The organism is Glycomyces albidus, assembly GCF_009451885.1.
GTDB classification, from domain to species: domain Bacteria; phylum Actinomycetota; class Actinomycetes; order Mycobacteriales; family Micromonosporaceae; genus Glycomyces; species Glycomyces albidus.
The window spans coordinates 24,356-38,911 of record NZ_WIAO01000013.1; the positions used below are offsets into that span (position 1 = coordinate 24,356).

Sequence of the window (14,556 nt, forward strand, 5' to 3'; positions counted from 1 at the left end):
GGAGCAGCATGGCGAACACCCTTGCCGACATCCAGACGGTGCTGCGGATCAAGCCCTTCAGACGGCTGTGGACCGTGCTCGGCCTGGCCTCCTTCGGCGACTGGCTGGCACTGTTCGCCACCGCGGGGTTCGCGCAGTCCCTCTTCGAAGACCCCGCCGCGAAGGGCGCCGCGTTCTCCGCGACGATCGTGCTCCGCCTGCTCCCCTCGCTCGTCCTCGGACCGGTCGCCGGCGTCTTCGCCGACCGCTTCGACCGGCGCAAGACCATGGCCGCGTGCGACACCGCCCGGTGCCTCCTCATCGCCTCGGTCCCCACCGTCTACCTCGTCACCGACTCCACCGCGATCACCGTCACCTGGCTCGCCGTCGCCCAGCTGTGCATCGAGGCCGCCGTCCTCATCTGGTCGCCCGCGAAAGAGGCCGCCGTCCCCAACCTCCTGCCGCGCGAGAAGTACGAGGCCGCCAACCAGCTCTCGCTCGCCACCACGTACGGCATCGCCCCGCCGCTCGCGTTCGCGGTCCTCGCGGTCCTCGAGCGCGGCACCGCCGTCTGGTCCAACCTCGGCTCCTGGGCCGAGCCGATGGTCCTCGCCCTCTACATCGACGCCGTCATGTTCGCGGTCCTGGCCGTCACCGTCTACTTCTTCATCCCGCAGATCTCGGGCCGCTACGGCCAGGTCGCCGCCAAGACCACGAGCGTCTGGCACGACTTCGTCGAAGGCTGGTCCTACCTGCGCACCTCCGAGCGGGTGCGCGGCCTCATCCTCGGGATGCTCGGCGCGTTCAGCGGCGCGGGCATCCTCATCGGCGTCGGCACCGTCTACGCGGCCACGCTCGGCGCGGGCGACGCCGCGTTCTACACCCTCGCCGTGTTCCTGTTCCTCGGCCTCGGCTGCGGCATCGCCTTCGGACCCAAGCTCGTCGGCGAACTGTCGCGCCTGCGCTGGTTCGGCATGAGCATCGTCCTCGCCGGCGCGGGCCTCGCCGTGGACGCGCTGGCCCCGCACATGGTGTTCTCGATCCTCGGCTCGGTCGTCATCGGCCTCGGCGCGGGCATGGCGTTCCTCGCGGGGATCACGCTGCTCCAGCGCGAGACCGAGGACGAGATCCGCGGCCGCATGTTCGCGTTCATCGCCGTCTCGGCGCGCGTCATCCTCATGCTCGCCATGACGATCTCCGCGCCGCTCGCCGGCTGGCAGGCCGCCCGGCAGCTCGACCTGGGCGTCACCGAGGTCGAGGTGTCGATGAGCCGCATCCTCCTGTTCGTGGCCGCGGCGCTCGTCGTCTGGCTCGGCGTCACCGCGTTCAAGTCCATGGACGACAAGCCGGGCGTCCCCGTCCTCGCCGACCTGTGGTCGTCGCTGCGCGGCCGGCCGCTGCGGGCGCCGCTGGTCAGCGACGGCTTCTTCGTCGTCTTCGAAGGCGGCGAGGGCGCCGGGAAGTCCACGCAGTCGGTGAAGCTCGCCGCGTGGCTGAAGCTCCGCGGCTACGAGGCGGTCCTCACCCGCGAGCCCGGCGCCACCGACATCGGCATGCGCATCCGCTCGCTCGTCCTCGACGCGAAGAACGGCGACGGGACCCGGGCGTCCGCGCCGGTGCCGCGCGCCGAGGCGCTCCTGTTCGCCGCCGACCGCGCCCAGCACGTCGAGAAGGTCATCCGGCCCGCCCTCGAACGCGGCGCGGTCGTCGTCTCCGACCGGTACATCGACTCCTCCATCGCCTACCAGGGCTCGGGCCGCGAGCTCGGCAAGGACGACGTCGCGTGGGTCTCCAACTGGGCGACCGGCGGCCTCAAACCTGACCTGACGGTCCTCCTCGACGTCGACCCCGCCCAGGGCCTGCACCGCGCCAAGGCCGGCGGCGAAGGCGACCGGCTCGAGCAGGAGCGCCTCGAATACCACGAGCGCGTCCGCGAGACGTTCCTCGCGCTCGCGGCCGCCGAGCCGCGCCGCTACCTGGTCGTCCCGGCGGGCGGCACGCCCGACGAGATCGCCGCGACGGTCCGCGAGGCCGTCGCCGAGCGGCTCGACATCCGCACCCAGACCGCCCGCACCGACGCCGGCTGGCCCGGCCTCGACACCGACCAGGACTCCCGCCGCGGCGCCGACGAGTACGGCTGGGAGAGCGTCGCCGAGGAGGCCGGTCGGGCGTGAACGCGGTGACCGGGGGAGTGTTCGACGAGCTCGTCGGCCAGGACGAGGCCAGGCGGGTCCTCGCCGACGCCGCGCGCGGCACCGGCATGACCCACGCGTGGCTGTTCACGGGCCCGCCCGGGTCCGGCCGGTCGACGGCCGCGGTCGCGTTCGCCGCCGCGCTCCAGTGCCCGGACGCCGGCTGCGGGGAGTGCCACTCGTGCCGGACCGCGCTGGGCGGCACGCACCCGGACGTCACGCGCGTCATCCCCGAGGGCCTCTCCCTCGGCGTGGACCAGGTGCGCGGGCTCATCCAGGGCGCCTCGCGCGCGCCGACGACCGGCCCGTGGCAGGTCCTCATCGTCGAGGACGCCGACCGCCTCACCGAGGCCGCCGCGAACGCGCTGCTCAAAGCGGTCGAGGAGCCGCCGGAGCGGACGGTGTTCCTGCTGTGCGCGCCGTCGACGAACCCGGCCGAGATCTCGGTGACGATCCGCTCCCGCTGCCGCGTCATGGGCCTGCGGCAGCCCCCGCCCGGCGCGATCGCCGACCTGCTCGTCTCCCGGGACGGCCTCGACCGGCGCGAAGCCGAGCTGTTCGCGGCCGCCGCGCAGGGCCACGTCGGCCGCGCCCGGCGGCTCGCCACGGACCCGGAGGCCCGCGCCAAGCGCCACGACGTGCTCCAGATCCCCAGGCGCCTCACCGGGCTCGGCGCCTGCTTCACGGCCGCGGTCGAGCTCATCGAGGCCGCCGAGGCCGAGGCGTCCGGGACGTACACCGACCGGTCGGCGGCCGAACGCGACGCGCTCGAGACCGCGCTCGGCAAGGGCGGCACCGGCAAGGGCGCGTCGAAGGCCGCCCGGGGCGCTTCGGCGGCGCTGAAGGAGCTGGAGAAGCGCCAGAAGACGCGCGACACGCGCGCCCAGCGCGACTCGCTGGACCGGGCCCTGGTCGACCTGGCCGCGTTCTACCGCGACGCCCTGGCCGCCGGCTTCGGGGCCCGCGTCGCCCCCGTCCACCCGGACATGGCCGACACCACCCGCGCCGCCGCCTCGAAGCTCAGCGCCGAGTCGCTGCTGCGCCGCATCGACGCGATCCTGGACTGCCGCAAGGCCATCGAAGCGAACGTGCGCCCGCGCATCGCCGTGGAGGCGATGATGCTCGCCCTCTGGCGCGCCTGACCGTCACACCCCGGTGCCACCCTGGTGCCGGGGGCCCGGGCGCCGACACACCCGCCCGTGAGGGGCGGACGGTCCTCGCACGAGGGGGCACCGGAGCGACGACGCACCGGCCCTTCCCTCACCGCGTCACTGCGTCCACAGGTGGTGGATGTACGAGTCCTGCGCCTTCGGGATCTGGCCGGTGCGCCGCCACCGGTACCAGGCCCGCTCCTCGACCACGCGCACGCAGAAGTCGCCGTCGGTCTCGAACGGCTCTGAGACGCAGCGGAAGTCGTCGCGGAACACCCCGTCCGTCCAGTGCCAGACGCGCCGGCCGATCAGGTTCGGCACGTCGGAGGCCGGGTAGGGCCGGCGCACGGGCGGCGCGTCGGGGTCCGAGAGCCGCTCGATGAGGTAGCCGGGCCGCGGCGCGCCCGTGCCGGGCTCGGGCCGCTGCACCCACACGTCGGTGGCCGGGACCAGGCACGCGTACGCGTCCCCGTCGCCGTCGATCGCCCGGTAGTAGTCCGCTTCGGATATCAACGGCACCACCAGCATCCCGTCGCGCGTGACGGGGTCGTCGGCCCGGAGGTCGAACTGCCAGCCGCACCCCGGCGCGCCCGTGACGACCCGGCTGGAATGGAGGTCGAACGCCCTGCCGGCAGGCACCGGGACCAGGGCCGGAGGCGGATCCGGGACCTCGAATGAGCTGTCCGACAAGCCCAATGAACGCTCCTGACCTTCTGTGACAACTGCGCGCAAGGGGGACCGGAGGAAAGCATAGGGGGTTGGCACACTCTGGGGATTCACGGCCCGGGCGGCAGTCGTAGAGTTCTTCTCACAAGCACGAAGCACCACACTCCTGAGGATGGACGAGATGAGCGAATACGACGACGCCCCGGTCGAAGACGTTGCGGCCGAGGACTACACCGCCGAGGAAGACACCACCTACACCGAGGACTACTCGACCGAGGACTACACCTCCTCCGAGTCCTTCGACCTGGACGGCGACGGCATCACCGACGAGACGATCACCGCCGACGGCGTGACCCTGATCGACTCCGACGGCGACGGCGACGCCGAGGGCGTGGCCACCGACTACGACGGCGACGGCGTCAGCGAAGAGCTGATCATCGACGCGGACGGCGACGGCTCCCTCGAGTCCTACGCGGCCGACACCGACGGCGACACGCTGATCGACACCTACGAGTCGGACACCGACGGCGACGGCTTCACCGACCAGGTCTCCGTGGACACCAACGCCGACGGCTTCGTCGACTCGGTCGCCACCGACACCAACAACGACGGCTACGCCGACGTCGTGGCCACCGACGCCAACTACGACGGCTTCGTCGACGACATCTCGATCGACTCCGACGCGGACGGTGTGACCGACGCGGTCCTGCAGGACACGAACGAGGACGCCTTCCTCGACACCGCCTACACCGAGGCGACCCCCGGCGGCGACTCCTTCCAGTCGCAGACCGGTCAGGTCATCTAACTACCGGGTGCTTGAGACCGGACACCCCTGGCCTCAGTTCATCCATGACGCGAAGGCCGGATGCCCATGGCATCCGGCCTTCCGCCGTGTCCGGTGCCGCCGTCGGCGGCCGCTCCCGTGCCGGGCTCAGCCGGTGGTGCCGCGCAGCAGCGACATCGCCTCGGCGCGGGTCCGCGCGTCCGACTGGAGCGTCCCGCGCACCGCAGAGGTGACCGTGCGGGAGCCCTGCTTGCGGATGCCGCGCATCGACATGCACGTGTGCTCGCATTCGACGACGACGATCACGCCGGTCGCTTCGAGCGACGTGTAGAGCTGGTCGGCGATCTGGCTGGTGAGCCGCTCCTGCACCTGCGGGCGCCGCGAGTACACCTCGACGAGCCGGGCGAGCTTCGAGAGGCCGACGATCTGGCCGCTGACCCCGGGGATGTAGCCGACGTGGGCGACGCCGGTGAACGGCAGCAGGTGGTGCTCGCAGAACGACTGCACGTCGATGTCGCGGACGAGGATCAGCTCGTCGTGGTTCTCGTCGAAGGAGGTCTTCAGGACCTCGGCGGGGTCGACGCGGAGGCCGGCGAACAGCTCGGCGTACGCGCGGGCGACGCGGCGCGGGGTCTCCTTGAGGCCGGACCGGTCGGGGTCCTCGCCGATCGCGGTCAGGATCTCGCGGACGGCGGCCTCGATCCGGTCCAGGTCGACCGCGTCCTCGACGGGGCTCCCGTTGATGCGGCCGTCGATGAGGCGGGCGGCCAGGTTGTCGAGTTCAGCCATTGCGCAAGCTTACGGTCTTCCTCCGACAATCCGAGTGCCCTTCGTCACGCGCTGGAAACGGAAGGGCCCGCCTACCTGCGGTAGACGGGCCCGGTAACGATTTCGCTACGGCTGCGGGCTCTGGCCCTCGGTCGCGGGGCCGATCTCGATGCCCTCTTCGGGGCTCTCGGCCGGCCGGGAGCCGTTCGGGGTCGAGACGGGCGGGCTGCCGAGCTTGCGCTTGTCGGTGCCGTTGAACGGCGCCATCGGCGGGCGCTTGACCACGCGGGCCGCGATCCGCTCGAGGTCCTCGGTGTCGAGGGTCTCCTTCTCGAGCAGCTCGGTGACCATCTGGTCGAGGACGTCCCGGTACTCGGTGACGATCGCGTACGCCTCGTCGTGGGCGGTCTCGATGAGCGCCCGGATCTCGGCGTCGACCAGCGCGGCGACCTCGTCGGAGTAGTCCTTCTGGTGGCCGTACTCGCGGCCGAGGAACGGCTCGGAGCCGCCGGAGCCGTACTTGATGGCGCCGAGCTTGGCGGACATGCCGTACTCGGTGACCATCGCGCGGGCGACCTTGGTGGCCTTCTCGATGTCGTTCGACGCGCCGGTGGTCGGGTCGTGGTAGACCAGCTCCTCGGCGGCCCGCCCGCCGAGGGCGTAGGCGAGCGTGTCGATCATCTCGGAGCGGGTCTGCGTGTACTTGTCCTCGGTCGGCAGCACGAGCGTGTGGCCCAGGCTCCGGCCGCGCGGCAGGATCGTGAGCTTGTGCACGGGCGCCGCGTGGGGGAGCGCGTGGGCGACGAGCGCGTGGCCGGCCTCGTGGTAGGCGGTCATCTTCTTCTCGGCCTCGCCCATGACGCGGCCCTTGCGCTCGGGTCCGGCGATGACGCGGTCGATGGCCTCTTCGAGGGCGGCCGCGGAGATCGCCTTCTCGTTGTGGCGGGCGGTCAGGAGCGCGGCCTCGTTGATGACGTTCTCGAGGTCGGCGCCGGAGAACCCGGGGGTGCGGCGCGCGATGGTCTCGAACTCGACGTTCGGGACGAACGGCTTGCCCTTGGCGTGGACGGCCAGGATCGCCTGGCGGCCTTCCTTGTCGGGGGCGTCGACGGGGATCTGGCGGTCGAAGCGGCCGGGGCGCAGCAGGGCCGGGTCGAGGATGTCGGGGCGGTTGGTGGCGGCGATGAGGATGACCCCGCCGCGGGTGTCGAAGCCGTCCATCTCGACCAGGAGCTGGTTGAGGGTCTGCTCGCGCTCGTCGTGGCCGCCGCCCATGCCGGCGCCGCGGTGGCGGCCGACGGCGTCGATCTCGTCGACGAACACGATCGCGGGCGCGTTCTCCTTGGCCTGGGTGAACAGGTCGCGGACGCGGCTGGCGCCGACGCCGACGAACATCTCGACGAAGTCGGAGCCGGAGATCGAGTAGAACGGGACCCCGGCCTCGCCGGCGACGGCGCGCGCGAGGAGGGTTTTGCCGGTGCCGGGCGGGCCGAACAGGAGGACGCCCTTGGGGATCTTGGCGCCGAGTTCCTGGTACTTCTTCGGGTCTTCGAGGAAGTCCTTGATCTCGCGGAGCTCCTCGACGGCCTCGTCGGCGCCGGCCACGTCGTCGAACGTGGTCTTCGGGGTGTCCTTGGACACCATCTTCGCCTTGGACTTGCCGAAGTTGAGGACCCGCGAGCCGCCGCCCTGCATCTGCGACATGAAGAAGAGGAGCAGCAGGACGATGAGGACGATCGGGAGCAGGCTGAGCAGGAAGCTCACGAACACGGAGGTCTCGTTGACCTCGGTGTCGAATTGGACCCCGGCCTCTTCGAGCTCGGTGGCGACGGTCTCCATCATCCCCGCGGGGAGGTAGGCCTCGACCTGTTCGCCGTCGGTCTTGGTGATCTGGACGAGCTGCTCGCGGTCGAGGAGGGTCGCCTCCTCGACGTTGCCGTCGTTGATGTCCTTGAGGACTTCGGAGGTCGTGGCCTCGTTGTAGTCGGAGCCGCCGGACCAGAAGCTGCCGATGAGGACCGCGATGAGGGCGATGAGCACGATCCAGACGAGCGGCCTGCGGAAGAACCGCTTCCGCTCAGGTGTGGGTCTCCCGGCGTCGACCACTCGTTTCCTCCTGCTGCGTTTCGTCGCGTATTCGAGCGGGGCCGCGGTCGTGCACGGCGCGCGGGCCTCGCTGTGGCCCTGCAGGGTTTCCTTGGCCGCAAGGCGTTGACACCTCGAACGTACACGGTGTGAAGGTTCGGCGTCCTGCTGCGTTCGCGCCCCTGAAGCGGCGCTCCGCGCCGGATTCCGCCCTTTACCCGCCCCGCCGATAGACCGTAATTAGTACCACGGGCGGCTTGACTTCGCCCACCCAAGCCTGCGGCGGCGGCGAACGGGTGGCACCCTTGAGACATGACGTCGGAGTTGGCCAGCCCAGCATCAGTGCCGTCCCCCGCAGCGGAGGACGCGGTGTTCGATCCGGATTCTTGGTACGCCGAGGAGATCGAGCGCACCATCATCACCGAGGACGAGATCCGCGCGAAGGTCGCCGAGCTCGGCGCGCAGGTCTCGGCCGACTACGCGGACGGGCAGCTCGCCGACGGCGACGAGCTGCTGCTCGTGGGCGTGTTCAAGGGGGCGGTCATGTTCATGGCCGACTTCGCGCGCGCCCTGTCGGTGCCGGTGAAGATGGAGTTCATGGCGCTGTCCTCGTACGGGAGCAGCACCACCTCGTCGGGCACGGTCCGGATCCTCAAGGACATCGACTCCGATGTCGAGGGCAAGCACATCCTGGTGGTCGAGGACATCATCGACTCCGGTCTGACGTTGTCGTGGCTGCTCAAGTATCTCGAGGGCCTGCGTCCGGCGTCGGTCTCGGTGGTGTCGATGCTCCGCAAGCCCGGCGTCCAGCGCGTCGACATCCCGGTCAAGTACCTGGGCTTCGACATCCCCAACGAGTTCGTCGTGGGCTACGGCCTCGACTACGCCGAGCGCTACCGCGAACTCCCCTTCATCGGCGTCCTCAAACCCGAGGTCTACCAGTAGCGGTCCACCAGCGGCGGCGGCCCCGCCCGCCCGGACCACCGATCCACCGGGCCCGCGCAGCAGCGCGGGCCTTCTCGCTGCCCTCGGCCCGGTAACTGGGAGTTCTCTCAGTTTCGCTATCAGCGGAACAAACCCGGGGCGGGGCCGTTCCTGTCGGACCCCTGAGTCACGGTATTGAACCGGGGGCCCGAAATCCGCCCCCGCGAGGCGCCCGCCGCTGCCCGGGGCCGCGCCGCCTACGGCGCCGCGGCCGTCAGGCGGCCGCCGCTTCGGCGGACCGCGATCCCGCCGGGCATGAACGCCGGGCCCTGCCCGCGCCAGGCCGCCACCAGGGCATCGACTGCGGCGAGGTGCCGGTGGTTCAGTTCGGCGCCGTTCACGCCCGATTCCAGGACCCAGGCCCGCAGCGCCCTGGTCCGGATCGGCGCGGGCAGCGCCGCGAGCCGCTTCGCGTCCAATCCGTCCCCGGCACTCGCGCCGCGGCATTCGTCGAGTGCGGTCAGCGCGAGCGCGTCCAAGTAGTCGGTGTCCTCGCCGACGAGCGCCGCCGTCCGCGCGAGGTTCGCCACGAGGTCCTCGCCGAGGACCGCCACCAGCGAGTCCAGGGCCGGGCGCAGGGCCGAGCGCAGGAACCGCGGGTCGTCGTTGTGCGGATCGGCCCACGGCTTGAGGCCGCGCTCGGCGCACGCCTCGTGCGTGTCGCTCCTCGCGATCCCCAGCAGCGGCCGGCGGTAGCGCCCGCGCACGGCGCGCATCCCGGCGATCCCGCGCGGGCCCGCGCCGCGCACGAGCGCGAGCAGCACGGTCTCGGCCTGGTCGTCCCTGGTGTGGCCCAAGAGGACTGCGCCGGCCCCGTACCGTTCGGCGGCCGCGTCGAGGGCCGCGTACCGGGCCTCGCGGGCAGCCCCTTCGGGCCCGCCGTCGGCGCCGACCTCCACCCGGACGGCCTCGGCCGGGTCGAACCCGACCCCGCGGGCCCAGGCGGCGACGTCGGCGGCGCGGTCGGCCGAACCGTCCTGGAGCCCGTGGTCGACGCTCACGAGCCCGGCCCGCAGCCCTTGCCGCGGGGCGCAGAACGCGACGGTGTCGGCGAGCGCGAGCGAGTCGGGCCCGCCGGAGCAGGCGACGAGGACGAGCGAGCCGGTCGGCAGGTCGGCGAGGCCGCCGCGGACGGCGGCGCGCAGGCGCGCCACCGCAGGCGGCAGCTTAGCCACGGGCCGCGGGGGCCCCGAGGATCCGCGCGGTCCACAGCCCGGGGCGGTCGATCTCGGCCTCGGTCGGCAGGTTCGCGGGGCGCTCCCAGACCCGGTTGAACCCGGTGACGCCGTGCTCGCCGACGATGTGGTCGACGAAGCGGCGCCCGGCCGCGTACTGGCGCATCTTGGCGTCGAGGCCGAGGAGCTGGCGCAGGAACTTCTGCAGGGTCGTGGGGTTGGCGCGGCGGCGGTCGAAGCGGCGGCGCAGGAGCGCGACGTGGTTGATGGAGGTGCGACCGACCCCGTCCATCACGGACTCGGCGTGGCCCTCCAGCAGCGTCATGAGCGCCTGGATCTCCGAGATCGCTTGGCGCTGTTCGGGACTGGTGACAGCGCTCATCACGTCGGTGCCGGGCTGCTGCGGCTCGTCCTCGCGGGCGGAGGCGAGGGCGCGGCGCACGGCGAGCGCGAGCCCGGCGGCGGAGGACCGGTCGGGTTCGGCGGCGTCGAAGAAGGTCTGGATGAGGCCGTGGAAGTGGCCGCGCATCCACGGCACGGCCGTGAACTGGGTGAGGTGGGCGGCCTCGTGGACGGCGATCCACAGGCGGAACTCGCGGGAGGGCAGGCGCAGGCGCCGCTCGACCTCGACGATGTTGGGCGCCACGAACAGGAGCCGCCCGGTGTCGGCGGAGAACGTCTCGAACTGGCCGAGGACCCGCGAGGACAGGAACGCGAGGACCGCGCCGGCCTGGACGCCGGTGAGCTTGGCGGCCGCGGTCGGGGCGGCGTCCCCTGCGGTGGCGTCCGCGCCGAGTCCGGTGAGGAGGCGGCGGAACCCGGCGATGTTGATCCGGCTCCAGCGGGCGCGGTCGACGACGTCGACGGGTGCGTGCGTCTCGGGCATGAGCCCGGTGTACTCGGTGACCAGGTCGATCGCGTGCCGCGCATGGCGGTGCAGGTCGGCGACGACGTCGAGGGCGCCTTCGGGGCTCATGCGGGGGCCGCCCTTGGTGAGGGCCCGCGAGCAGGACGCGGCGGTCCGCCAGTCGACTGACGGCAGCATCGGGTTTCCTGCGGGCGGCGCCATCGGTCCAGCCTATCCAGCGGGCACCCGTCTCGCCACCATCCCGCGCAAGCGGGTCCGAACCGGATCGTACCGGACGCCGCCGTCCCAAATCCAAATATCGAAACTCTTGAAAGTTCTGGACCGATGGTGTTAACTTCGTTCCAAGTACGCAACATCTTGCAGTATCGCGTGCAGAACTTGCAAAGGGAGCCAACGATGCCTCACCCCATCGCCCGGCGGATCCTCGCCGCCACCGGCGGCGCCGCCCTCGCGGCCGCCGCCGTCCTCGCCGCCGCCCACCCCCAGACCGCCCCGGAGACCGACCCGGCGTCACCCGCGCTCGCGCCCGCCGCGGCACTGGGCGGCGGCGACTCGATCCTCAACATGTTCGAATGGACCTGGAACTCCATCGCCGCCGAATGCGACGGCCCGCTCGCCGACTCCGGCTACACCTACGTCCAGACCTCCCCGCCCCAAGAGCACATCCTCGGCTCCGACACCACCCCGGGCGAAGAGGACGCCTGGTACATCCACTACCAGCCCGTCAGCTACGAGATCGAGTCCCGCCTCGGCACCCGCGCCGAATACGCGGCCATGGTCGCGACCTGCGAGGCCAACGGCATCGGCGTCATCGCAGACGTCGTCATCAACCACATGGCCGCCGGCTCCCCGACCGAGACCCGACACGGCTGGAACGGCAGCGAGTACCGCCGGTTCCACTACCCCGACGCCGGCTACGACGCCTCCGACTTCCACAACACCGGCGCCTCCTACTGCGAGATCGACAACTACCAGGACCGCACCGAGGTCCAGACCTGCCACCTCGTGGGCCTCAACGACCTCGACACCTCCCAGGCCGACGTCCGCCAGACCATCGCCGCCTACCTCGAGGACCTCCTGAGCCTCGGCGTCGCCGGCTTCCGCGTCGACGCCGCCAAGCACATCTCCGCCACCGACCTCGGCGCCATCATGGACCTCGTCGACGGCGACCCCTACATCGTCCAAGAGGTCATCGGCGCGCCCGGCGAACCCATCACCGAGGCCGAGTACACCGGCATCGGCGACGTCCAGGAATTCGCCTACTCCTACGACCTCAAGAACCACATCAACGGCTCCTCCGAAGCCCGCCACCTCACCACGCTGGGCACGAGCTGGGGCTACACCGCACCCGCCGGCGTCTTCACCGCCAACCACGACACCGAGCGCGGCTCGCTCACCATGAGCTACAAGCACGGCCAGGACTACCTGCTCGGCGAGGCGTTCATGCTCGCCCACCCGTTCGGCACCCCGGCCTCCTACACCGGCTACTCGTTCTCGGCCTCCCACACCGGTCCGCCCCTCAACCCGGACGGCTCGGTCGCCGACGCCGTCTGCGGCTCCGGCGCGTTCACCTGCATCCACCGCTCCCCGTACATGAGCGGCATGGCCGGCTTCCGCGCCGCCACCGCCGGCGAGCCGGTCGTCAACACCTGGGGCTCGGGCGACGCCCTCGCCTTCGGGCGCGGCGACGCCGGGCACGTCGTGATCAACGCCGGCACCGCCCCGATCACGCAGACGTTCACGACCTCGCTCCCTGCCGGGTCCTACCTGGACGTCATCTCCGGTTCGACCGTGACGGTCGCCGGCGGGACCTTCACCGCCACGGTCGCCGCGAAGGCGGCGCTCGCGATCCACGTCGGCAACACCGGCGGCAGCGGCGGCACGGGCGACTGCGTCACCGTCAGCGCCTACGTGACCGGCACGAACGTCGGCGACGAGGTGTACATCGTCGGCTCGATCCCGCAGCTCGGCAACTGGACGGCGATCCCCTCGGCGCACCTCTCCGGCGCGACCTACCCCTATTGGAGGGGCACCGTCTCGATCCCGGCAGGGACCGCGTTCCAGTACAAGTACGTGATCGTGCGCGCCAACGGGAGCTACACCTGGGAGTCCATCGGCAACCGGACGGCGACCGTCCCGAGCGCCGGCTGCCTGGAGCTGCACCAGACCTGGAACACCGCCTGACCGAATACGAAGGCCCCGGGCGCACAGCGCCCGGGGCCTCTTCTTCCTGAAGCGCTCTTCAGGCGGCTTCAGCTCCGCTTCAGGTCCACCGGCCCATCATTGCCTCCTAGCGACTCCCCGCAAGGAACCGAGCCGAAGCAGGAATGCCCGCCCGCATCGACACCGCAGGACCGAGTCCGTCCGGCCGCTCGGCCGCGCCACCGAGCCGGCCACGCGACGAACGTATGAAAGGAGGCGCTCAGCACCCGCACACGGCAACAGCGGTCGCGATCTCGTCCATGGCCGACTCCACCGCCGTCTTACCGGTCGTGGCGCCGTTGCTGATCAGCGAGAACACGAGCTGGCGCCCGTCGACCGTCGTCAGCGTCCCGGTGAGCGAGGAGACGCCGCTGAGCGTGCCGGTCTTCGCGCGGACCACGCCTTTGCCGTCCGCTGCGGTGTCGAACCGGTCGTCGAGCGTCCCCGAGTACCCGGCGACGGGCAGCGATGAGAAGACGGTGGCCGACTTCGAGGACGCAGCGCCCAAGAGCAGCTGCGTGAACGCGCTCGCGGTCATGCGGTTGCTCGGCGAGAGCCCGGCGCCGTCGTAGAACACGAGGCCGGTGGTGTCGGCTCCGAGGGATTCGAGCGTCGCAAGGTGCACCGTCGACATGGCCGCCCAGGTCATCTCGCCTTCGACGATCAGCGCGGTCTGCAGCGCGACCGCGTCGGCGAGCAGGTTGTCCGAGGTGAGGATGAACGCGTCGACGAGGGCGGCCATCGGCGCCGAGTAGACGACGGCGAGTTCGGCGGCTGCCGCATCGGCGGTCCCGGCGGCGACGTCGCCGGCCCCGACGAGCTCGGCGAACTGCTGGGCCGCGACCTGCGCGGGGTCGGGGTAGTGCTCGGCGTAGTTGCCGGTGTTCTCGACGCGACCGCCGTCGACCATGATCGGCGCCACCGGCGCGGTCATGTAGACGAGGTCTTCGGCGGGGACCCCTTCGGCCTTCGGGTTGTCGGTGAACACGCTCGTGTCCAGGTAGACCGTGGTCGGCGCGACGCCGTCGCGCGCCTCCAGGACCGCCTCCGCGAGCTCGGCGAGGCTCGCGCCGTCGGCGTAGTCGGTGTAGTAGCCCTCGCCGTCGACGGTGAGCGTCACGTCGCCGCCGGCCACGAGCACGACGCTGTCCTCGGTCGGGCCCTCGACCACGGTCGTGGGGATCCGGTACTCGGGGCCGAGGTGCTCGAGCGCGGCGATGGCGGCGACCACCTTCATCGACGACGCCGGCGTCAGCGGGGTGGTGCTGCTCTGCTCGAACAGGACCTCGCCGGTCTGCGCGTCGACGAACGATGCGGAGAGGCTCCCGTTGAGCCGGTCGTCGGCGAGCACCGCCGGCAGGACCGTCTGCAGGTCCGGGACCGGCGCGTCGGCGTTCGAGGAGGCCAGGACGGGCGCGGGCGCTGCCGGCGGGTACGCCTCGGGGGCGGTGAACGTGCCGGTCCGCGGGGCGGCGACCGCCGAGATCTGCCACACCAGGCCGCCGGCGGCGGCTACGGTGACCAGGATCGCGAGGGCCGCGAGCACACCGGTGAGCACCCGGCGGCGCCGCCGCGGGCCCTGCTTGGGAGACCGGGCCGGGGCGGGCGCGGCGGTCTCGGCGTGTGGCGTACTACTCGCGGTCTTGGGGTCGGCGTTGTCGCTCAGGGACATGCACAGAGACTAGGCCATTGAGAGCATTGC

General features: G+C 71.6%; 11 protein-coding genes. 5 read left to right on the plus strand and 6 right to left on the minus strand.

Features of this window, described 5'->3' with window-relative positions:
* Positions 1–8: 8 nt before the first annotated feature.
* Positions 9–2,153, plus strand: a complete 2,145-nt coding sequence (tmk, locus tag GFD30_RS12270; RefSeq protein ID WP_153025499.1) for a dTMP kinase — start codon at positions 9–11, stop codon at positions 2,151–2,153.
* A 5-nt stretch (positions 2,154–2,158) separates the two neighbouring features.
* Positions 2,159–3,313: a DNA polymerase III subunit delta' gene (locus tag GFD30_RS12275; protein ID WP_407649036.1), complete on the plus strand. Its 1,155-nt coding sequence runs from the start codon at positions 2,159–2,161 to the stop codon at positions 3,311–3,313.
* A gap of 126 nt (positions 3,314–3,439) precedes the next feature.
* Here the strand turns inward: GFD30_RS12275 and GFD30_RS12280 are convergent, their stop codons facing one another.
* On the minus strand, positions 3,440–4,012 hold the full coding sequence (locus GFD30_RS12280) for a hypothetical protein (protein ID WP_153025501.1): 573 nt from the start codon (positions 4,010–4,012) through the stop codon (positions 3,440–3,442).
* 148 nt (positions 4,013–4,160) lie between these two features.
* Here GFD30_RS12280 and GFD30_RS12285 point away from each other — a divergent pair, with 148 nt between their 5' ends.
* Positions 4,161–4,793, plus strand: a complete 633-nt coding sequence (locus tag GFD30_RS12285) for a hypothetical protein (RefSeq protein ID WP_153025502.1) — start codon at positions 4,161–4,163, stop codon at positions 4,791–4,793.
* 126 nt (positions 4,794–4,919) lie between these two features.
* Here the strand turns inward: GFD30_RS12285 and folE are convergent, their stop codons facing one another.
* Both folE and ftsH read right to left on the minus strand, forming a co-directional pair.
* Positions 4,920–5,561: a GTP cyclohydrolase I FolE gene (gene folE, locus GFD30_RS12290; RefSeq protein ID WP_153025503.1), complete on the minus strand. Its 642-nt coding sequence runs from the start codon at positions 5,559–5,561 to the stop codon at positions 4,920–4,922.
* Between the two features lie 105 nt (positions 5,562–5,666).
* Positions 5,667–7,580, minus strand: a complete 1,914-nt coding sequence (ftsH, locus tag GFD30_RS12295; protein WP_407649037.1) for an ATP-dependent zinc metalloprotease FtsH — start codon at positions 7,578–7,580, stop codon at positions 5,667–5,669.
* 357 nt (positions 7,581–7,937) lie between these two features.
* On the opposite strand from ftsH, the gene hpt reads away from it, so the two are divergent.
* Positions 7,938–8,570: a hypoxanthine phosphoribosyltransferase gene (gene hpt, locus GFD30_RS12300; protein ID WP_153025505.1), complete on the plus strand. Its 633-nt coding sequence runs from the start codon at positions 7,938–7,940 to the stop codon at positions 8,568–8,570.
* A gap of 236 nt (positions 8,571–8,806) precedes the next feature.
* On the opposite strand, the gene tilS is transcribed toward hpt, so the two are convergent.
* Both tilS and GFD30_RS12310 read right to left on the minus strand, forming a co-directional pair.
* Positions 8,807–9,784, minus strand: a complete 978-nt coding sequence (tilS, locus tag GFD30_RS12305) for a tRNA lysidine(34) synthetase TilS (protein ID WP_407649027.1) — start codon at positions 9,782–9,784, stop codon at positions 8,807–8,809.
* Positions 9,777–10,829: a zinc-dependent metalloprotease gene (locus GFD30_RS12310; protein WP_153025506.1), complete on the minus strand. Its 1,053-nt coding sequence runs from the start codon at positions 10,827–10,829 to the stop codon at positions 9,777–9,779. Before GFD30_RS12310 ends, tilS begins: the two co-directional genes overlap by 8 nt.
* A 219-nt stretch (positions 10,830–11,048) precedes the next feature.
* On the opposite strand from GFD30_RS12310, the gene GFD30_RS12315 reads away from it, so the two are divergent.
* Positions 11,049–12,836, plus strand: a complete 1,788-nt coding sequence (locus GFD30_RS12315) for a carbohydrate-binding module family 20 domain-containing protein (protein ID WP_153025507.1) — start codon at positions 11,049–11,051, stop codon at positions 12,834–12,836.
* Between the two features lie 238 nt (positions 12,837–13,074).
* Here GFD30_RS12315 and dacB read toward each other — a convergent pair whose 3' ends face one another.
* Entirely contained in the window at positions 13,075–14,526 is a 1,452-nt protein-coding gene (gene dacB, locus GFD30_RS12320) for a D-alanyl-D-alanine carboxypeptidase/D-alanyl-D-alanine endopeptidase (RefSeq protein WP_153025508.1), read from the minus strand.
* Positions 14,527–14,556 lie beyond the last annotated feature (30 nt).